The 19,373-nt window shown below is 68.8% G+C and carries 17 protein-coding genes; 15 read left to right on the forward strand and 2 right to left on the reverse strand.

Annotated elements, in window-relative coordinates:
- Positions 1 to 54: 54 nt before the first annotated feature.
- From FRZ61_RS24275 to FRZ61_RS24290, 4 genes are all read left to right on the forward strand, one after another.
- Positions 55 to 1,233, forward strand: coding sequence for an aminotransferase (locus tag FRZ61_RS24275; protein ID WP_151120213.1), 1,179 nt, complete (start codon positions 55 to 57; stop codon positions 1,231 to 1,233).
- A 31-nt stretch (positions 1,234 to 1,264) separates the two neighbouring features.
- Positions 1,265 to 1,876: a hypothetical protein gene (locus tag FRZ61_RS24280; protein ID WP_151120214.1), complete on the forward strand. Its 612-nt coding sequence runs from the start codon at positions 1,265 to 1,267 to the stop codon at positions 1,874 to 1,876.
- Between the two features lie 271 nt (positions 1,877 to 2,147).
- A complete protein-coding gene (locus FRZ61_RS24285) occupies positions 2,148 to 3,095 on the forward strand; it encodes a DMT family transporter (RefSeq protein ID WP_225308985.1) in 948 nt (315 codons plus the stop codon).
- A 48-nt stretch (positions 3,096 to 3,143) separates the two neighbouring features.
- Positions 3,144 to 4,322, forward strand: a complete 1,179-nt coding sequence (locus tag FRZ61_RS24290; protein ID WP_151120216.1) for a pyridoxal phosphate-dependent aminotransferase — start codon at positions 3,144 to 3,146, stop codon at positions 4,320 to 4,322.
- A gap of 51 nt (positions 4,323 to 4,373) precedes the next feature.
- Here FRZ61_RS24290 and FRZ61_RS24295 read toward each other — a convergent pair whose 3' ends face one another.
- Both FRZ61_RS24295 and acnA read right to left on the reverse strand, forming a co-directional pair.
- Complete coding sequence (locus tag FRZ61_RS24295; protein ID WP_151120677.1) at positions 4,374 to 5,297, reverse strand: IS110 family RNA-guided transposase; 924 nt, start codon at positions 5,295 to 5,297, stop codon at positions 4,374 to 4,376.
- A 278-nt stretch (positions 5,298 to 5,575) separates the two neighbouring features.
- Complete coding sequence (gene acnA, locus FRZ61_RS24300) at positions 5,576 to 8,257, reverse strand: aconitate hydratase AcnA (RefSeq protein ID WP_151120218.1); 2,682 nt, start codon at positions 8,255 to 8,257, stop codon at positions 5,576 to 5,578.
- A gap of 711 nt (positions 8,258 to 8,968) precedes the next feature.
- On the opposite strand from acnA, the gene ccmA reads away from it, so the two are divergent.
- The 11 genes from ccmA (at position 8,969) to FRZ61_RS24355 (ending at position 19,320) form a co-directional block, all read left to right on the forward strand.
- Positions 8,969 to 9,610, forward strand: a complete 642-nt coding sequence (ccmA, locus tag FRZ61_RS24305) for a heme ABC exporter ATP-binding protein CcmA (RefSeq protein ID WP_407657953.1) — start codon at positions 8,969 to 8,971, stop codon at positions 9,608 to 9,610.
- Positions 9,611 to 9,660: 50 nt separating this feature from the next.
- Entirely contained in the window at positions 9,661 to 10,326 is a 666-nt protein-coding gene (gene ccmB, locus FRZ61_RS24310) for a heme exporter protein CcmB (protein WP_151120967.1), read from the forward strand.
- A gap of 557 nt (positions 10,327 to 10,883) precedes the next feature.
- On the forward strand, positions 10,884 to 11,597 hold the full coding sequence (locus FRZ61_RS24315) for a heme ABC transporter permease (RefSeq protein WP_151120968.1): 714 nt from the start codon (positions 10,884 to 10,886) through the stop codon (positions 11,595 to 11,597).
- Between the two features lie 224 nt (positions 11,598 to 11,821).
- Positions 11,822 to 12,079: a heme exporter protein CcmD gene (gene ccmD, locus FRZ61_RS24320; protein WP_151120219.1), complete on the forward strand. Its 258-nt coding sequence runs from the start codon at positions 11,822 to 11,824 to the stop codon at positions 12,077 to 12,079.
- Complete coding sequence (gene ccmE, locus FRZ61_RS24325) at positions 12,076 to 12,549, forward strand: cytochrome c maturation protein CcmE (protein WP_151120221.1); 474 nt, start codon at positions 12,076 to 12,078, stop codon at positions 12,547 to 12,549. The genes ccmD and ccmE overlap by 4 nt, the downstream gene beginning before the upstream one ends.
- Positions 12,546 to 14,525, forward strand: coding sequence for a heme lyase CcmF/NrfE family subunit (locus tag FRZ61_RS24330; RefSeq protein ID WP_151120223.1), 1,980 nt, complete (start codon positions 12,546 to 12,548; stop codon positions 14,523 to 14,525). The genes ccmE and FRZ61_RS24330 overlap by 4 nt, the downstream gene beginning before the upstream one ends.
- A gap of 39 nt (positions 14,526 to 14,564) precedes the next feature.
- The gene (locus tag FRZ61_RS24335) at positions 14,565 to 15,122 is read left to right on the forward strand and encodes a DsbE family thiol:disulfide interchange protein (RefSeq protein ID WP_151120224.1); all 558 of its coding nucleotides are present in this window, start codon (positions 14,565 to 14,567) and stop codon (positions 15,120 to 15,122) included.
- Entirely contained in the window at positions 15,119 to 15,643 is a 525-nt protein-coding gene (locus tag FRZ61_RS24340; protein ID WP_225308987.1) for a cytochrome c-type biogenesis protein, read from the forward strand. Before FRZ61_RS24335 ends, FRZ61_RS24340 begins: the two co-directional genes overlap by 4 nt.
- Entirely contained in the window at positions 15,640 to 17,055 is a 1,416-nt protein-coding gene (gene ccmI / locus FRZ61_RS24345; protein ID WP_151120226.1) for a c-type cytochrome biogenesis protein CcmI, read from the forward strand. The genes FRZ61_RS24340 and ccmI overlap by 4 nt, the downstream gene beginning before the upstream one ends.
- 229 nt (positions 17,056 to 17,284) lie before the next feature.
- On the forward strand, positions 17,285 to 18,328 hold the full coding sequence (locus FRZ61_RS24350) for an aromatic ring-hydroxylating oxygenase subunit alpha (protein ID WP_191909191.1): 1,044 nt from the start codon (positions 17,285 to 17,287) through the stop codon (positions 18,326 to 18,328).
- 215 nt (positions 18,329 to 18,543) lie between these two features.
- Positions 18,544 to 19,320 (forward strand): ABC transporter ATP-binding protein, encoded by a 777-nt coding sequence (locus FRZ61_RS24355; RefSeq protein ID WP_151120229.1) that lies wholly within the window; start codon positions 18,544 to 18,546, stop codon positions 19,318 to 19,320.
- The last annotated feature ends 53 nt before the right edge of the window (positions 19,321 to 19,373 follow it).

Genomic DNA, 19,373 nt, shown 5'->3' on the forward strand with positions numbered 1-19,373 from the left:
GGTTCGCTTTCGCCCGTGACAAGCGCCGCCCCGGGCGGCTAGATCAAGGCGCCCATGACCTATCACATCAACAGGCTTCTCGCAGCCGTCGCGGCGCCGCCGATCGCGGAAGCCCATGGCTGGATCAAGGGCCGGGAATTTCCCGCCGACAAGCCCCTGATCGACGTGGCGCAGGCGGTGCCGGGCTATCCGCCGCCCCGCGAGCTGACCGATCATCTGGCCCGCATCATCGGCGAGCCGGCCTCGGCGCGCTATACCGAGATCGAGGGCATGCCGGCCCTGCGCCAGGCGCTGGCCGCCGACATGGGCGCCTTCTACGGTGCCAGCATCGCGGCCGCCGACACGCTCATCGCCGCCGGCTGCAACCAGGCCTTCTGCCTCGCCGTGACGGCGCTGGCGGGGCCCGGCGACGAGATCCTCCTGCCGCTGCCCTATTACTTCAATCACCAGATGTGGCTCGACATGCAGGGCCTCAAGGCCGTGCATCTGCCGTTCCGGCCCGATCGCGGCGGCGTGCCCGATCCGGCGGATGCCGAGAAGCTCATCGGCCCGAAGGCGCGCGCGATCGTGCTGGTGACGCCCAACAACCCGACCGGCGCGATCTATCCGCCCGAGACGATCAAGGCCTTCTACGATCTGGCGAAGCGGCGCGGCCTGGCGCTGATCCTCGACGAGACCTATCGCGATTTCCTGCCGCGGGACGGCGCGCCTCACGACCTCTTCGCCGAGCCCGACTGGCGCGACACGCTGGTGCAGCTCTACAGCTTCTCGAAGGTCTATTGCCTGACCGGTTATCGCGTCGGCTCGATCATCGCCGGCCCCGCCCTCATCGCCGAGATCGCCAAGGCGATGGACACGGTCGCGATCTGCGCCCCGCGCGTCGGCCAGCTCGCGGCCCTCTACGGGCTCGAGCATCTGAAGGGCTGGCGTGTCGGCAACACCGCCATGATGCGCGAGCGCCTGCAGGCGCTGGTGCAGGCGCTCAAGGCCAACGATATCGGCTACGAGCTGATCAGCGCCGGCGCCTACTTCGCCTATCTGCGCCATCCCTTCAAGGGCCGCGCGGCGGGCGAGGTCGCGCGGGCGCTGGCGGCGGAACAGAACATCCTGGCGCTGCCGGGCAATATGTTCGGCCCGGGCCAAGAGGAATTTTTGCGCTTCGCCTTCGCCAACGTGCCGGCCGAAACCATGCCCGCGATCGGCCGGCGGCTGGCCCAGAGCCATCGCCCGTGAGCCATTGATTCTCGAGACCAGAGACCCCGCGATGAAACGCCTTACCATCCGTGTCGGCGGCCTGCACACGATCGATGCCGACCTGCCGGTCTTCAAGCCGACGCATCTGATCGGCATCCTCGATCCCACCATGCCGGAGCCGGGCGGCTACCGGCATGTCGGGCCCGATATCGACCGGATCCTGCTGCGCTATCTCGACCGCGAGGTGGAACGCGAGCATTCGCCGCGGCCCGAGCATGTCGAGACCAAGCTCGCCGCGATCGAGCGGGCCATGGCCGCCCTGGACAAGGCCCCGGTGAAGCTCTTCATCCATTGCCATGCCGGGGCCAGCCGCAGCACCGCCACCGCCTATCTGGCGCTCGCCCGGCAGCTCGGTCCGGCCGAAGCCGAGGCCGCCTTCGCGGAGCTGCTGCGCATCACCAACAAGCCCTGGCCCAACCGGCGCATCGTCGAGTTCGGCGACGCGCTGCTCGGCGGCGGCGGCCGGCTGCTCAAGCCGCTCGACGCCTATCGCGAGGCCAACCGCAACCGCCTGCCCGCCCTCCTGCGCCTCCACCGCATCCGCGCCATCCGCGATCCCGGCTATGCCGAGCGCCTCGGCATGAAGAAGAGCTGGACCGTCGAGGAACGGACGAAGAAGTAGCCGTCCCGCGCCGTTATCCCCTCCCCCGTTCAGGGGCAGGGTCAGGGAGGGGGCCGCGCGATATCGACACCGCGTCGTCCCCCTTCCTAACCTTCCCCCGCAAGAGGGGAAGGGACAACATCTCGCCTGACAATCTCCATCCCCACCCACCGTCACCATGACAATCCCTCCACCCGCCCGCATGACCGCCATGCAGCGGCGCCCCGGTGACGCGGGCGGTTGAACGTTCATAATGCGGCCCGTCGATCTTCGGGCGTGAGCGGGCCGACCCTTGCCGATCTCGATCCTCTATATCGTCACCGTGCTGATCTGGGGCACCTCCTGGTACGCGATGCGCTTCCAGATCGGGGCGGTGCCGGAGCTGCAGTCGATCGCCTACCGCTATCTGCTCTCGGCCGCCCTGCTGATCCTCTTTTGCCTCGTCACGCGCCGGCGCCTGCGCTTCGGCTGGCGCGACCATCTCTTCTGCGCGATCCAGGGCGCCACGCTGTTCTGGTTCAACTATCTCCTGTTCTACATCGCCGCCTCGCGCATCCCGACCGGGCTGCTCGCGATCTGCTTCTCGACCATCGTGGTCATGAACATCGCCAACGGCGCGCTCTTCTTCGGCACCCGCACCGAGCGCCGCGTCTGGTTCGGGGCGCTCATCGGCATGGCGGGGCTGGGCCTCGTCTTCCTGCCGGCGATCCTCGGCATCGAGTTCTCGCGCGCCCATCTCGAGGGGCTGATCCTTTCCCTGGTCGCCACCTTTTCCGCCTCGCTCGGCAACATGGTCTCGGTCCGCCACAAGCGGGCCGGCATCCCCGTGGTGGAGAGCAACGCGCTGGGCATGGGCTATGGCGCGCTCCTGGGGCTGGTCGCGGCCGGCCTTTTCAGCGCCCCCTACCGCTTCGACGGGGGCGCCCCGTTCCTGCTCTCGCTGGGCTATCTCGTGGTCTTCGCCTCGGTGATCGGCTTCGGCAGCTATCTGACCCTGGTGCAGCGGATCGGCGCCGACCGGGCGGCCTATGCCAGCGTGCTGTTCCCGGTCCTGGCGATGCTGCTCTCGACCCTGTTCGAGGGCTACCGCTGGACCGCGATCGCCGGGCTGGGCATCCTGCTGGTCCTCGCCGGCAACCTGCTGGTGCTGCTGAAGCCCGCCAAGGCGGCGACCGCCCCCGCCCCGATACCGGCGGGGACGCCGGCCCCGATGCCCGCGAACCGAACCTTAAGACCCTGACCCCTAGACTGGCGGGCAGGTCCCATGCCCCAGCCTCCGAGAACCCCGATGGCTCACGACGCATACCCCCAGGCCATGCTCCGCCCCGAGATCGACGCCCTGCCGGATTCCCAGATCGTCGAGGTCTGGAAGATGGGATTCGAGATCCCCGACGTGATCGGCCTCTGGGTCGGCGAAGGCGACATCCCGACCCCGCAGTTCATCTGCGACGCGGCGGCGGACGCGCTCAAGGCCGGCCACACCTTCTACACCTACAAGCAGGGCATCCCGGCGCTGCGCCAGGCGCTGGCGCGCTACCACACCCGCATCAACGGCGTGCCGATGGCGCCCGAGCGCATCACCGTCACCAGCGCCGGCATGAACGCGATGATGCTGATCGCCGAGATGCTGGTGAGCCAGGGCGACAACATCGTCGTGGTTTCGCCGGTATGGCCCAACTTCGCGCGCTCGATCGAGATCATGGGCGGCACCGCCCGCGAGGTGGCGCTCGAGCCCGGCAATGACGGCTGGCGGCTCGATCTCGACAAGCTCTTCCGCGCCGTCGATGCGCGCACCCGCGCGATCTACCTGGCCACGCCGGGCAACCCGACCGGCTGGCTGATGGAGCACGAGCAGATGAAGGCCGTGCTCGAATTCGCCCGCAAGCGCGGGATCTTCGTCATCTCGGACGAGGTCTATCACCGCTTCACCTACGACCGGCCGGTGGCGCCCTCCTTCCTCGAGGTCGCGGCGCCCGACGATCCGCTCTTCATCGTCCACAGCTTCTCCAAGAGCTGGGCCATGACCGGCTGGCGCGTGGGCTGGACCGTGATGCCGCAGCGCGTGGTGGGTGCCATCGACCGCCTGATCGAATACAACACCTCGGGCGGCGTGCAGGCGCTGCAGGAGGCCTGCGTCGTGGCGCTGGAGCAGGGCGAGCCCTTCGTGAAGGAGCTGGTCGAGCGCTGCCACCAGGCGCACGACCTCGTCGTCAAGCGCCTCAACGCGATGAAGGGCGTCCATGTCGTGCCGGCGCCCGCGGCCTTCTACGTGATGCTGCAGGTCGAGGGCATGGGCCCGTCGCTGCCCTTCGCCAAGCGCCTCGTCAAGGAAGCCCGCGTCGGCCTCGCCCCCGGCAGCGCCTTCGGCGCCGGCGGCGAAGGCCACCTGCGCCTCTGCTTCGCCTCGAGCCACGAGCGGCTGGCGAAGGCGATGGACCGGCTGGAAGGGTTCTTCGGCAAGCGGTGAGGCGCGTTCTTATCCCCTCTCCCGCTTGCGGGAGAGCGACTGTGTTGCCAGTCAAGCGGTTTGCCAGGGTTTGTTGTCGCGAACCATGGCATTGAGGGTGACGAGCAGCTTTCGCATGCAGGCGGTGATGGCGACCTTGGCCGGCTTGCCGGCCGCCCGCAGGCGAGCATGGAAGGCCTTGATCGCGGGATTGTGGCGAATGGCGGCCAGGGCGGCCATGTAGAGCGTTGCCCGCAAGGCGGCGCGCCCGCCCCAGATGGTGCGCTGGCCGCGCAGGGTGCCGCTGTCGCGATTGAAGGGTGCCAAGCCGACCAAGGCAGCGATCTGACGCCGGGTGAGGCGGCCCAGTTCGGGCAGCTCGGCCAGCAGGGTGCGAGACGCGACATCACCGATCCCTGGGACGCTTTTCAGCAATTCTTCCTTGGCTCGGAAGATCGGGCTGGAGCGCACGGCATTGTCGAGATCCTCGTCGATCCGGTTCAAGGCCTTGCCCAGCCATTCGAGATGAGCATCGAGATCGGCCTTGAGATCGGGCCGGGTCACCTGATGGCGCCGGTTCTTCTCCGCGGTCATCATCTCGACGATCTGGCGCCGGCGGACGATCAAGCCGTTGAGCCGGTCGGTCTCGGCATCGGGCAGAGGCCGGGGTTCCGGCTGGACCGCCTCGGCAAACCGGGCGATCGCCTCGGCGTCGAGCGCGTCAGTCTTGGCCAGGCGGCCCGTGGCGCGGGCAAAGTCACGGACTTGACGCGGGTTGACCACCGCCACCGGCAGCCCGGCCGCCGCCAGCACCGCCGCGGCCCGCAACTGCAGGCCTCCCGTCGCCTCCAGCACGACCAACTTTGGCGCCAGTGCCTTCAGCCGGGCAACCAAAGCCGCCAGACCTTCCTCGTCGCGCGCGACGCTAAAGGCCGCACCCGTCGGCCGGACGTGCACATCCAGCCGAGCCTTCGAAACATCGATCCCAACGAACATTCCCGGTCCCTTTCTGCGGCTCTTCGCCCGACCTTGCAGATACGGGCTCGCAGCGCGGCCCCGGCGACTGTTCGGGCTCGGAGAACCTGCAAGCGGAGCCCCCAGCTCTCCCACGGTCTTCAAAACCAGAGGGTTGACGGGCTTCCGCTTGCAACCGTGTCGATCATTCATGACCGGATACCCTTGTCTAGATACAAGGGTTAGGGAGAGGGCTGATGGACCGAGCAGCCCCCTCCCTCACCCTCCCCCGTTCCGGGGGAGGGGATTAGCAAGCTCGCTCACCCCGCCTTCGCGAGGTTCCGCAGCACGTAGTGCAGGATCCCGCCGTTGCGGAAATACTCGACCTCGTCGAGCGTGAAGATTCCGCAGGTGACGGTGATCTGCTCGGTTTTGCCGCCGGCACGGTGGATCGTGACGGGCACGTCCATGCGCGGCTTGATGCCGCCCGAGAGACCGGTGATGTCGAAGATCTCGGTGCCGTCGAGATTCAGCGTCTTGCGCGTCGTGCCTTCCTTGAAGAGCAGCGGCATCACGCCCATGCCCACCAGGTTCGAGCGATGGATGCGCTCGAAGCTCTCGGTGATCACGGCTTTCACGCCGAGCAGGATCGTGCCCTTGGCCGCCCAGTCGCGCGAGGAGCCGGTGCCGTATTCCTTGCCGGCGATGACGACGAGCGGCGTGCCGGCCGCCTTGTATTTCATCGCCGCGTCATAGATCGGCATGGTCTCGCCGGTCGGGATGTATTTCGTCACGCCCCCTTCGACGCCCGGCACCATCTCGTTCTTGATGCGGATATTGGCGAAGGTGCCGCGCATCATCACCTCGTGATTGCCGCGGCGCGTGCCGTACTGGTTGAAGTCGGCGACGGCGACACCGTTCTCGATCAGATATTTGCCGGCCGGGCTGTCCTTCTTGATGGAGCCCGCGGGCGAGATGTGATCGGTGGTGATGGAATCGCCGAGCAGCGCCAGGACCCGCGCGCCCTTGATGTCGGAGAAGCCGCCGACGGTGTTGGTCATGCCCTCGAAATAGGGCGGGTTCTGCACATAGGTCGACTTGTTGTCCCAGCCATAGGTCAGGCTCGGCGCCACCTTGATGCCGCGCCAGAACTTGTCGCCATGGAACACGTCGGCGTAGCGCGTCTTGAAGGCGGTGGGCGTCACGTTCTTCTTGACGAACTTCGCGATCTCCTCGTTGGTCGGCCAGAGATCCTTGAGATAGACCTTCTTGCCGCCCTTGCCGGTGCCGATCGGATCCTTGGTGATGTCGATCTTCATCGAGCCGGCGAGCGCGTAGATCACCACCAGCATCGGCGAGGCCAGGAAGTTGGCGCGGGTCTGCGGATTGACGCGGCCTTCAAAATTGCGGTTGCCCGAGAGCACCGAGGCCACCACCAGATCGCCGTCGCTGACCGCCTTCGACACCGCGTCCGGCAGCGGGCCCGAATTGCCGATGCAGGTGGTGCAGCCATAGCCGACGAGATTGAATCCGATCTTGTTGAGCGCGTCCTGGAGGCCCGCTTTCTTCAGATAATCGGTCACGACCTGCGAGCCCGGTGCCAGCGAGGTCTTGACCCAGGGCTTCACCTTCAAGCCATGCTTGACCGCGTTGCGCGCGATGAGGCCGGCGCCCAGCATCACCGAGGGGTTGGAGGTGTTGGTGCAGGAGGTGATGGCGGCGATCACCACGTCGCCATGGCCGACATCGTATTTCTCGCCCTCGGCGGCGACGCGCTTGCCGTCATCCTTGCGCCCGAACTCCTTCTCCATCGTGCCGGTGAATTGCGGTGCCGCCTGGCTCAGCGGCACGCGGTCCTGCGGACGCTTGGGCCCGGCGAGCGAGGGCTCGACGGTCGCGAGATCGAGCTCGAGCGTGTCGGTGAAGACCGGGTCGGGCGTCTTCGCCGAGCGCCACAGCCCCTGCTTCTTCGCATAGGCCTCGACCAGCGGCGCCACCTTGGCGCGGCCCGTGGCCTTGAGGAAGCGGACGGTCTCGTCGTCGATCGGGAAGAAGCCGCAGGTGGCGCCATATTCCGGCGCCATGTTGGCGATGGTGGCGCGGTCGGCGAGCGCCATGTTGTCGAGGCCCGCGCCATAGAACTCGACGAACTTGTTGACCACGCCCTTCTTGCGCAGCATCTGCGTCACGGTCAGCACCAGGTCGGTGGCGGTCGCCCCTTCCCTGAGCTTGCCCGTGAGCTTGAAGCCGATCACCTCGGGCAGCACCATCGAGAGCGGCTGGCCCAGCATGCAGGCCTCGGCCTCGATGCCGCCGACGCCCCAGCCCAGCACGGAAAGCCCGTTCACCATCGTGGTGTGGCTGTCGGTGCCGACCAGCGTGTCGGGGAAGGCGACGTTCCCCTTCTCGTCCTTCCGGGTCCAGACCACCTGGGCCAGATATTCGAGATTGACCTGGTGGCAGATGCCGGTGCCGGGCGGCACCACCTGGAAATTGTCGAAGCCCTTCTGGCCCCAGCGCAGGAACTGGTAGCGCTCGCCGTTGCGCTGATATTCGTGCTTCACGTTGGCCGCGAAGGCCGAGGCATTGCCGAAATTGTCGACGATCACCGAATGGTCGATGACGAGATCGACCGGCACCAGCGGGTTGATCTTCTTGGGATCGCCGCCGAGCTTCACCATCGCGTCGCGCATCGCGGCCAGATCGACCACCGCCGGCACACCGGTGAAGTCCTGCATCAGCACGCGGGCGGGCCGGAAGGCGATCTCGCGGCTCGAGCGCTTCTCCTTGAGCCAGGCCGCGACCGCGGCCACGTCCTCCTTGGTGACCGTCCGCCCGTCCTCGTAGCGCAGCAGGTTCTCGAGCAGCACCTTGAGCGAGAAGGGCAGCCGCTTCAGATCCCCCAGCTTCTTCTCCGCGGCCGCCAGGCTGAAATAGTCGTAGCGGCGCTTGCCGACGGTCAGGCTGCGGCGGGTTTTATAGCTGTCGAGGCTGACGGACACGGTCTTCTCTCCCTTGGATCGCGCGCGAGGCAGGGAATTGGCCGCGAGGGGAACCGCCCGCGACTCGGAAGCCCGCGCACTGGCGTGAATCGGTGCGACGGCCTTTTATCACGGTCCGCGGCCCGCTATCGAGGCCGGGACGACATGGCGGCCTTGCCGGGATCGAATGATCCCAACCGCGATGGCTTCATGACAGAAAGGCAAGCCCGCAAACGGCCGGCTTGTGATCAGGATCGGGCACCGGAAGCCCCGGGGCAGAAATCACAATTTCGCCATTTTCGCGGCCCAAAGGCGCCACGATGCGCCCCTACCTCTTGAAGCGTCGGAGACCTTCCCTCTCCGGCACAGGCGCTCCAGCCCGCCTCAGCACTGGCCCCCAATAGGCTGGAATAGGATGACCGTCCAGCTTCCCCCCCGACGGACATCCCTCAAGCGCCGCGCTTCCGTCCCATCCCCGGAAGCGCGGCGCCGCTGTTTTGGGCCCCCGCTCCAAACCCGATCCGGCCTGCGACGCCCGGCCCTCGCAAGCTCCGGGGGACGCAAGCTAGAGTGCGCAGCCCCAGGAACCCCCGCGAACCCGACGGGGTTTGCGGGCGCTCGGCCGCCCGGAGAGTCCCGGGCCCATGGGTTTGAGCTTCGCGAGAAAGTCCGGATTTGTCGGCAACAGCGTCCCCCTCGTCCCGAACCGCACCGGTCGACCCGGCCCCGGCAATTCCCGATCCCGCGAGCCCGGCGCTGGCGGTCGAAGGCCTCGCCTGCCAGCGGGGCGAACGGCTGCTGTTCGAGGGGCTGGGCTTCGCGCTGGCGCCGGGTCAGCTCCTGCTGCTGACAGGCCCCAATGGCAGCGGCAAATCGAGCCTGCTGCGGGTCCTGGCGGGGCTCAATGCGCCGGCGGCGGGCCGCATCGCCTGGCGCGGACGCCCCATCGCCGAGGACCCCGCCGCCCATCGCCAGCGGCTGCGCTTCCTGACCCACCTCGACGGCGTCAAGCCGGCCCTGACCGTGACCGAGAATCTTGCCTTCTGGGCGGCGCTGACAGGCGCGCCCGCCGCCCGCGCCGGGACGGCGCTCGAGGCCTTCGGCCTGGAGCGGATCGCCGACCTGCCGGCCCGGTTCCTGTCGGCGGGCCAGCGCCGGCGCCTGGCCTTGTCGCGGCTGACGCTGGCGCCGGCGGCCCTGTGGCTGCTCGACGAGCCCTCGACCAGCCTCGATGCCGAGGGCGTGGAGCGGCTGCTGGCCGCCATCGCCGCCCATCGCGCCCAAGGCGGCATCGCGGTGGTCGCGACCCATGACCGGCTGGCGCTCCAGCCGAGCGACGAGCTCCGCCTCGCCGAGCGCGGAGCCGCGTCATGAGCGCGGAACGCCTCCTCGCCGAGCCGGTGGCGACACCGGCGCCGGGCGCGCTGCGCAGCTTCCTCGCCATCCTGGGGCGCGACCTGCGGCTCATCCTGCGCCATGGCTCGGAAGCGGCGACGGCGCTCGCGTTCTTTCTGCTGGCCGTGCTGCTCTTCCCCTTCGGTCTCGGCCCCGAGCCCGATCTTCTCGCCCGCATCGCGGCCGGAATCCTCTGGGTGGTGGCGCTCCTGGCTTCGCTCATCGCGCTCGACCGCCTCTTCGCGGAGGATTTCCAGGATGGCAGCCTGGAGCAGCTGGCCCTGGCCCCTTTGCCGCTGCCGCTGGTGGTGCTGGCCAAGCTCGGCGCCCATTGGCTCGCGACCGGCCTGCCGATGGTGATCCTGGCGCCGCTGCTGGCCCTCATGCTGCATATGGATCCGGCGGGGCTGCCGGCCCTGGTCGGCTCGCTGCTGCTGGGCACGCCCTGCCTCAGCTTCATCGGCGCCGTGGGCGCCGCCCTCGTGCTCGGCGCCCGGCGCGGCGCCCTGCTGCTGCCGCTCCTGATTCTGCCGCTCTATATCCCGGTCCTGATCTTCGGCACCGCCGCCATCGACGCGGCGTTGTCCGGCCTCTCGCCCGCCCCGCATCTCCAGCTCCTGGGCGCGATCCTGCTGGTGTCGCTCGGCATCGGACCCTTCGCCGCCGCCGCCGCGGCGAAACAGGCGCTGGGGTGAGCGTCCGGACTCCGCGGCGCCGGACACAACCTCGTCCGTCACCCCCGCGCCCTGGTCCGGCCGTAGCCCGGCCCAAGCGTAAACTCCAGCGGGGAGCGTAAACTCCAGGGGCCCATCTCGATCCAGCGACGTCGGCTGATCGTTGGATCCCCGCTTCCGAGCGTGTGAAGAAATCGGCGATGCCAAAGAACTCTCTCGCCCCCTCCCCTCGCGGGAGGGGGTAGGGGGAGGGGCGATGCCGTGCGAGATCCTGGCAAATAAGCGGAGCCTGATCTGCTCGGGCTCGCTCGCTTGGCGCCCTGTCTAGGCCTTCTGCCTCCAGAGCGGTGATTGATCGCAGGGATGCCCCCAGCTGCGTCCGTGGCACCCCTCCCCCAACCCCCTCCCGCAAGGGGAGGGGGCTTGAGTGTTTGCCACGCCCTTGCGTGGTGCTCTCGATTTCTTCACGCGCTCTTCCGCGGGGATGACGGTTGGAGCGGATGGCAGGTCAGCGGCCTCTTGCGGCCCTTTGGCGCTTGGCAAGACCCGGCCCCGGGGCCATCCTCCGCCCCATGTCGCTGCACCGTTTCGCCAATCCCGCCCGCTTCCAGCGCCTGGCGCGCCGGCTGATGCCCTGGCTGGTCGCCGCGGCCCTGCTGCTGTTCCCCTTGGGGCTGGTCCTGGCCTTCCTGGCGCCGGCCGACTATCAGCAGGGGCTCTCGGTGCGGATCATGTATATCCATGTGCCCGCCGCCTGGATGGCGCTGCAGGTCTATGCGCTGATCGCGGTCGCGAGCGCGGTGGCGCTGGTCTGGCGCCATCCGCTGGCCGATCTCTTCGCCAAGGCGGCCTCGCCGATCGGCGCCGCCTTCACGCTGATGGCGCTGGTGACCGGATCGCTCTGGGGCAAGCCGATGTGGGGCACCTGGTGGGCCTGGGATGCCCGCATGACCTCGGTGCTGATCCTCTTTTTCCTTTATCTCGGCCATATGCTGCTCTTCACCGCCTTCGACGACATGGTGCGCGGGCAGCGCGCCGCGGCGGTGCTGGCGCTGGTGGGCGCCGTCAACCTGCCGATCATCAAGTTCTCGGTGAACTGGTGGAACACGCTGCACCAGCCGGCCTCGATCTTCCGCATGGGCGGGCCCACCATCGACAGCTCGATGCTCTGGCCGCTCTTCACCATGGCGCTGGCCTTCAACGCCTATTTCGGCGTGACGCTGCTGCTCGGCATGAGGGCCGAGCTGGTCGAGGCCCGGCTCCGCGCCCTGCAATATGGCCGCGCCGCCTGACGGCCGGACTGCCCGTTCCCGGTTTCATTCGTTAATTCAAATATCTAGCCGCGGCGGGCGAAACCCGGCGCGGCAGGGCGTCGCTGGCGGGCGGCGCTTCCCCGATGCTATAAGCGCGCCCACGGTCCCGCGCAGAATCCCGGCCTCGGTCCCACGCTTGCCGGCTGCCCGGCCACCGACCATCTGATCCGAAAGCCATCTGATCCAGGGACGGCATGGCGGGCATGAGCAGCGGACTGGACGGCTTTTTCGATATGGGCGGCTACGGCGCCTTCGTCTGGCCCGCTTACGCGCTGGTCGCGGCCCTGCTCGTCTGGCTGCTCGTCCATCGCATCGGCCGGCTGAAGCGGCGCGAGGCCGAGCTCGCCCGGCTCGAGCAGCGCCGCCAGGGCGAGCGCGCCGCGCCGGCCACGTCGACCGCCTCTTCACCGGCCGCCTCTTCCGTGCCCGCCTCCGCGGCTTCCGCGAAAGAGCGGGCATGACCCGCAAGCGCCAGCGTCTGATCGTCCTGTGTCTGGCGTTGCTGCTCGGCGGCGGCGCCACGGCGCTGGTCTTGAGCGCCTTCAGCGACAATCTCGTCTTCTTCTACAGCCCGAGCGATCTCCTGACGAAGCCGGTGCCGGCCGGCCGCTCCTTGCGCATCGGCGGGCTGGTCGAGGAAGGCAGCGTCAAGCGCGACAGCGACGGCGTCACGATCCATTTCATCGTGACCGACCTCAAGAACACCGTGCCCGTCACCTATAGCGGCGTGCTGCCCGATCTCTTCCGCGAGGGCCAGGGCGTGGTGGCCGAGGGCACGATGACGCCCGACGGCAGCTTCGCCGCCCGCTCGGTGCTGGCCAAGCATGACGAGAAATACATGCCGCGCGAGGTCGCCGAGGCCCTGAAGAAATCGGGCGAATGGCGCGGCGACGATGCGGGAGCCGGGGCCGGGGCGGCAACCACGCCATGATCGTCGAACTCGGTCATTACGCGCTGATCCTGGCGCTCTTGGTGTCGCTGCTGCAGTCGGTGATCCCGCTGGTGGGCGCCCAGCGCAACAATGCGCGCTGGATGGCGATGGCGAAGCCCGGCGCCATCGCGCTCTTCCTGCTGGTCGCTTTCGCCTTCGCGAGCCTGATGCGGGCCCATATCCTCTCGGACTTCTCGGTCCGCAACGTGGTCGAGAACTCGCATTCGCTCAAGCCGATGCTCTACAAGATCACCGGGCTCTGGGGGAATCACGAGGGCTCGCTGCTGCTCTGGGTGCTGATCCTCGCGATCTATGGCGCGGCGGTGGCGCTCTTCGGCAACCGCCTGCCGACGCGGCTCAAGGCACGCGCGCTTTCCGTGCAGGCGATGGTGGCGCTGGGCTTCCTCGCCTTCATGCTCTTCACCTCCGATCCTTTCGCCCGCGTCTTCCCGACGCCGCCCGACGGCAACGATCTCAACCCGCTGCTGCAGGACCCGGGCCTCGCCTTCCATCCGCCGATGCTCTATCTCGGCTATGTCGGCTTCTCGATGGCCTTCTCCTTCGCCGTCGCCGCGCTCATCGAAGGCAAGGTCGATGCCGCCTGGGCGCGCTGGGTCAGGCCCTGGACGCTCGCCGCCTGGGTGGCGTTGACGGCCGGCATCGGGCTCGGGAGCTGGTGGGCCTATTACGAGCTGGGCTGGGGCGGCTGGTGGTATTGGGACCCGGTCGAGAACGCCTCCTTCATGCCCTGGCTGCTCGGCACCGCGCTGCTCCATTCGGCGATCGTGGTCGAGAAGCGCGACGCGCTCAAAGCCTGGTCGATCCTGCTCGCGATCCTGACCTTCGGCCTGAGCCTGATCGGCACCTTCCTGGTGCGCTCGGGCGTGCTGACCTCGGTCCATGCCTTTGCCACCGACCCCGCCCGCGGCGTCTTCATCCTGGCGCTGCTGACGATCTATGTCGGCGGCGCACTCGCGCTCTTCGCCTGGCGCGCGCCGATGCTCAAGGGCGGCGGCCTGTTCCAGCCGGTGAGCCGCGAGGGCGCGCTCTTGCTCAACAACCTGCTGCTGGCAACCGCCTGCGCCACGGTCTTCATCGGCACGCTCTATCCGCTCTTCCTCGACGTCACGGGTGGCGGCACCGTCTCGGTGGGTCCGCCCTATTACAACGCGACCTTCCTGCCGGTGATCCTGCCGATGCTGCTCCTGATGGGCATCGGCCCGCTGCTCGCCTGGAAGCGCGGCGATCTCGCGGGCGCGCTCACGCGGCTCTGGGTTGCGGGCGCGATCGCTCTCGCCGCCGCGGCGCTCACCTGGTGGCTGCATCGGGGCGGACCGCTCCTGGCGCTGGTCGGCATGGCGGCCGGCGCCTGGGTCGCGGTCTCGGTCTTCGTCGAGCTCGGCACGCGCATCGGCCTCGGGCGCGGCGGTCTCGCGACCGCCTCGCGCCGCCTGTTCCAGCTCCCGCGCAGCGCCGTCGGCATGACGGTCGCGCATCTGGGCCTCGCCATCGCGATCTTCGGCATCACCGGCGCTGCGGCCTGGAAGGAAGAGCATGTCGCCAATCTCGCCGTGGGGCAGAGCCTCGATCTCGGCGCCTATGAGTTCCGCCTCGACGAGGCGCGCCGCGTCGACGGGGTGAATTACTGGGCCTATCGCGGCCAGTTCACGGTCAGCCGCGGCGGCGCGCCCGTCGCCGTGCTTCATCCCGAGCGCCGGCTCTATTGGGTGCAGCGCATGCCGACGACCGAGGCCGCGATCCACAGCAACGGGCTCGCCGATCTCTATGCCGTGCTGGGCGAGCCCGACGGCAAGGGCGGCTGGACCGTGCGGCTCTATCGCGAGCCGCTGGTGCCGCTGATCTGGGCGGGCGTGCTGGTGATGGTGCTGGGCGGGCTGGTCTCGCTCTCGGACCGGCGCTACCGCGTGGGCGCGCCGGCACAGCGCCGCGCGGCCGTCGCCGCGGCCCGGGCGTGACGCGGCCCCGGGCTTGATGCAGACGGAATCCATTCCCGCATGACCCCGCGCCGGCTCCTGTTCCTGCTGCCGATCCTGCTGTTCGCCGGCCTCGCCGCCTATTTCCTGTTGCGGCTGGGCGAGAACCGCGATCCGAGCGAGATCCCCTCGGCCCTGATCGATCAGCCGGCGCCGGCCTTCGCGCTGCCGGGCATGACCGAGGCCGATGCGGGACTGTCGAACGCCGATCTCGCGCGCGCCGGCACCGAGGGCAAGGTCACGATCGTGAACTTCTTCGCGAGCTGGTGCCTGCCCTGCCGCGCCGAGCATCCGCTGCTGACGCAGCTCGCGGCCCATCCCAAGGTCGCGCTCTACGGCATCCTCTACAAGGACGAGCCGGCCGCGGCCGCGGTCTGGCTGAAGGGGCTGGGCAACCCCTACGGCGCCATCGGCGTCGATGCGAAGGGCCGCACCGGCATCGATTTCGGCATCTCCGGCGTGCCCGAGACCTTCATCATCGACCGCGCCGGCCATATCCGCCTGCGCCAATGGGGACCGCTGGACCAGCCCACGATCGACCGTAAGATCATGCCGCTGCTCGACGAGCTCACGAGATGAAGCGCCCGCTTCAAATGAAGCGGCGGTTTCTTTCGCTCGCCTTCCTGGCGGCGCTGCTGTCGGCCGTGAGCGCCCTCGCATTCGCCGTCGAGCCCAACGAGATGCTGTCGGATCCCGGCCTCGAGGCGCGGGCCCGCGTCATCAGCCGCGACATCCGTTGCCTCGTCTGCCAGAACCAGTCGATCGACGATTCCCAGGCCGAGCTCGCGCATGATCTGCGCGTGCTGATCCGCGAGCGGCTCCTGGCCGGCGACAGCGACCAGCAGGTGCGCGACTACCTGGTGGCGCGCTATGGCGATTTCGTGCTGCTGGCGCCGCCGCTGAAACCCAAAACCTATCTGCTCTGGTTCGGGCCCGCCGCGATCTTCCTGGTGGCGCTGATCCTGATCGCGCTCTATTTCCGGCGCCGCCGCCAGGACGCGGCGCCGGCACCGCTGAACGCGGAAGAAGCCGCGAGGCTCGAGACCCTGCTCGCCGAAGATGACGACACGACGGCGCCCCGCCGCGAGGGGCCGCGATGATCCTGCTGCTCTGGCTCGCCATCGCGCTGCTGACGCTCGGCATCCTGCTGGGCCTGCTCTGGCCCCTGCTGCGGCCGGAAGAGCCGCCCCAGCCGGTCGAGGGCGACGCCGCCGTCTATCGCGACCAGCTCGGCGAGCTCAGGCGCGATCGCGAGCGCGGGCTCATCACCGCCGACGCCGCGAGCGCCGCGCAGATCGAGATCGAGCGAAGGCTGCTCGCGACCACGGGCGACAGCGCGCCGGTGCGCCGCCAGACCACGGCCACGCGCCGCCGGCTGGCGCTGGTGCTGGCGATCCTGCTCGCGGCCGGCGCCGCCCTCCTCTATCTCGAGCTGGGCCGGCCCGGCCTGCCGGACCAGCCGATGCGCATGATCGCGTCGGCGCCGCTCCCGATCGACAAGGAGATCCCGGCGCCCTCGCCCGCCCTGCAGCCGATCGCAGACCAGGCCAAGAGCCTCGCGGCGCAGCTCGACGCCAATCCGTCCGACGCCGCGGGATGGGCGAAGCTCGGCGATCTTTATCTCGCGCTGCAGCGCTTCGACGACGCGGCGACGGCGCTGGAGCAAGCGATCCAGCAGGGGGCCGATCCGAAGCTGACGCAATCGCGCTATGGCGAAGCCCTGACCCAGCAGGCCGAGGGGCAGGTCACGCCCGACGCGGCCGCCGCCCTGCGCAAGGGCCTCGCGGCCGATCCCACCGATCCGCGCGCGCGGTTCTATCTGGCGCTGGGCGATGCCGAGGCCGGGCGCCTCGACGAGGCGCTGGCCGCCTGGCACCAGCTCCTGGCGGAGGCGCCGTCCGATGCCGGCTGGCGCCCGATGGTGGAGCAGACCATCGCCGCCGCCGAGCGGGCCAAGGCCGGCATGGCGGCCACCGCCGCGCCGCCGGCCGCCACGGGCGGTGGCGGCAGCGGTGCCGGCGGGCCCTCGGCGGACGACATGGCGGCGATGGCCAATCTCACGCCCGAGCAGCGCGACGCCACCATCCGCTCCATGGTGGAGGGGCTGGCGCAGCGGCTGCAGAGCGATCCCAGCGATCTCGAGGGCTGGCTCAAGCTCGCCCGTTCCTATGGCGTGCTGGGCGAGAGCGACAAGGCGCTCGACGCGCTGGGCCACGCCGCGACCCTGGCGCCCGAGCGCACCGACATCCAGCTCGACTATGCCGGCGCGCTCCTGCAGGCCACGCCCGAGGCGTCACCCCTGCCGGCGGCCTTCGACGAGAGCCTGGCGCGGGTCCGCGCCAAGGAACCGGGCAACCTGGCCCTGCTCTATTTCGACGGGCTGGGCGCGGCGCGGTCCGGCAAGCCCGCCGAGGCGCGCCAGCTCTGGACCAAGCTCCTGGCGGCGCTCCCCGCCGACGCCCCGCTGCGCGACCGCCTGCAGCAAGAGATCGACGCCCTGCCGGCGCAGTGAGGATAAGAAAAGGGAATCCCCTCCCCCCTTGAGGGGGAGGGTCAGGGAGGGGGAAGACGCGATAGAGGATACAGCTCGAGGGCGCTTCGCTCCGGCTTCACCGACCGAGCAGCCCCCTCCCTCGCCCTCCCCCTGAACGGGGGAGGGGACAATGCGAAGCGTGGCTGCGCCCTTGCCCGCCCTCGGCCGGCCGATTAGCTTCCGTGCGAGACAGTGGAGTTTTCCCGCCATGCAGACCGAGACCATCGCCGCCTGGAGCCAACCGGTCCTGACCCTGCCGGGCGCCTGGTATTCGGACCCCGAGATCTTCCAGGCCGAGCGCGCGCGCATCTTCGGCAAGACCTGGCAGCTCGCGGGGCCGCTCTCCTCGCTGCAGAAGCCCGGCGACTATATGGCGATCGAGATCCTGGGCTGGCGCGTCTTCGTGATCCGCAACCGCGAGGGCGAGCTCAAGGGCTTCCACAATGTCTGCCGCCATCGCGCCGGGCCGCTGCTCGACGAGGGCCGCGGCCATTGCGACATCCTGCGCTGCCGCTATCACCTCTGGGTCTATGACACCGACGGCAACCTGCGGCGCACGCCGGCCTTCGGCGAGCCCGACTGGTTCGACAAGAAGGATTACAGCCTCTTCCCGGTCAAGGTCGCGACCTGGCGGGGCCTCGTCTTCGTCAATCTCGACATGGAGGCGGGCCCGCTCGAGGCGGCGCTGGGCGATCTCCTCGACGAATGCGCGCCCTATCCGATGGAGAGCTTCACCTTCGTGCGCGAGGAGGTGTTCGACATCGCCTGCAACTGGAAGACCTACACCGACAATTTCGTCGAGGGCTACCACATCCCGGGCATCCATGCCGGCCTCAAGGAGATGGTCGACATGGAGCGGTTCCAGACCACGGGCCGCAACCAGATCGTGGTGATGGAAGCGCCGCAGCGGGACGGCTCGATCTATGGCGGGGTCTGGACCTGGGCCTTCCCCAACATGACGCTCTCGGTCTATCCGCACGGCATGAACACCTCGCGCATCATGCCGATCGACGCCAAGCGCACGCGCCTCTTCTACAATTTCTACTTCAAGGACGTGTCGCCCGAGGGCGCGGAGGCGCGCAAGCGCACCATCGACATCAATTGCGGGATCGTGCGCGAGGATTTCGGCATCTGCGAGATCGCCCAGGGCAATATCGATGCCGGCCGCTATACCCAGGGGCCGCTCAGCCCGCGCCACGAGGACGGCGTCCGCTACTTTCACGAGTTGGTGCGCAACGCGCTGTCCGGTTGAGGCGTCGTCCGGCAACCCCCCCGCCCGGCGGCCCGGCCCAATCCGATAACCCGATGGAATCGGGCCGTTTCGGGCCTTTCTCGAAGCCTTCCCGCTGAGATCCCGCCGCCGGTCGGGAGAGGCCGCCGCGGGCGGTTTTCTCCTTGGCAAAGGCGGAGAAGCGCGACTACCTTGAATTTCGATAGGGACGGATACCGACGAAAGCAGAGGCGTTAATGGGTGAATCAACACCCGCCCTTGTCGTCGAGGACTTGCATAAGCGGTTCGGCGAAATCGAGGTCCTGAAGGGCGTATCGTTGTCGGCCAAGGTCGGCGACGTGATCGCGATGATCGGCAGCAGCGGCTCGGGCAAGAGCACGTTCCTGCGCTGCATCAACCTGCTCGAGACGCCCGACAGCGGACGCGTCTATGTGGGCGGCGAGCTCATCCGCATGCGCCCGACCCGGCGCGGCCACGCGGAGCCGGAAGATTCGAAGCAGGTCGACCGCATCCGCTCGCGCCTCGGCATGGTGTTCCAGAGCTTCAATCTCTGGTCGCACATGACCGTGCTCGAGAACGTGATGGAGGCGCCGGTCCATGTGCTGAAGCTGCCGAAGGCGCAGGCCAGGGAACGGGCCGTGGCGCTGCTCGGCAAGGTCGGCATCGGCGACAAGGGCGATTTCTATCCGGCGCATCTCTCGGGCGGCCAGCAGCAGCGCGCGGCGATCGCGCGGGCGCTCGCCATGGAGCCGCAGGTGATGCTGTTCGACGAGCCGACCTCGGCGCTCGATCCCGAGCTGGTCGGCGAGGTGCTCAAGGTCATGCGCCAGCTGGCCGAGGAGGGTCGCACCATGATCGTGGTGACGCACGAGATGGGCTTCGCCCGCGAGGTCGCGACCGAGGTCTTGTTCCTGCATCAGGGCCGCGTCGAGGAGCAGGGGCCGCCCTCGAAGATCTTCAAGAATCCCGATTCCGAGCGCTGCCGGCAGTTCCTGGCGAGCCGGCTGCACTAGGATCGCTCCTCAGAACCGATCGCGAGATCAAGAACGGAGAGCCCGGCTCTCCG

The organism is Hypericibacter adhaerens (genome assembly GCF_008728835.1).
Classification (GTDB): Bacteria; Pseudomonadota; Alphaproteobacteria; order Dongiales; family Dongiaceae; genus Hypericibacter; species Hypericibacter adhaerens.